The organism is Streptococcus cristatus, from assembly GCF_003943505.1.
GTDB lineage: Bacteria > Bacillota > Bacilli > Lactobacillales > Streptococcaceae > Streptococcus > Streptococcus cristatus_E.
The window spans coordinates 1-710 of sequence record NZ_RJPS01000074.1; the positions used below are offsets into that span (position 1 = coordinate 1).

Annotated in this window: 2 protein-coding genes; both read right to left on the reverse strand. The window is 36.2% G+C overall.

Annotated elements, in window-relative coordinates; all coding sequences use genetic code 11:
* On the reverse strand, positions 1 to 84 hold an 84-nt coding region (locus D8792_RS11605), incomplete at its 3' end, for an acetylxylan esterase (protein WP_142999403.1).
* Positions 85 to 311: 227 nt separating this feature from the next.
* Positions 312 to 710 (reverse strand): ATP-binding cassette domain-containing protein (locus D8792_RS11055; RefSeq protein ID WP_125374015.1); only part of this gene is annotated, 399 nt, incomplete at its 5' end.

Here is a 710-nt window from a genome sequence, read left to right on the forward strand (position 1 = left end):
ATCCCAAAAAGCATCAAAATCCGCTGGAACTTCATCTCTGCCTTTGTAAGCCTTTGCTTCTGCTAATAAATCTGGATTGCGCATCTCATCCTCCAACACTATTATTTTTGTAAACCCTTACAAAAATAATAGCACAGTGCCTTCCCTTTTTCAATCCTTTGCAATATTAAGAATTTAATTTCTGTTTTTGCTGTGATTCTTTTTCTTTTTGAAACTAGTTTCAAAAATAGGTCGGAGAAGTTCCCTGACCTCTTTTTTGAGATTACATTATTAAAAACAAAGAAAGCGAGGTGAACAAAGAATCACACCTTTCAACCTGCTCTTTGTACATTTGATAAAAATTCTTGATAGAGTTGATTTCTAAGTAGCAACTGATGATGAGTTCCTTGATCCACAATCTGTCCAGTTTTATCCAAAACAAGAATCGAATCTGCTTTCTTGACTGTATGCAAACGATGTGCAATCGTCATGCGTGTTTTACCTGCTGTCAACTTATCAATTGCTTTACTGATTCTTTGTTCTGTCACACTGTCTAAACTGGCTGTTACTTCATCTAATAGATATATTGGATGCTCCAGCAATAAAGCCCTCGCAATATTAAAACGTTGCTTTTGCCCCTCGGACAACCCAGTACCACTATCAGAAATTTCCGTATCTAAACCTTTGTCTAAATCCCTTATCAAAGATACCAAACCCAATTCTTCTAAGAC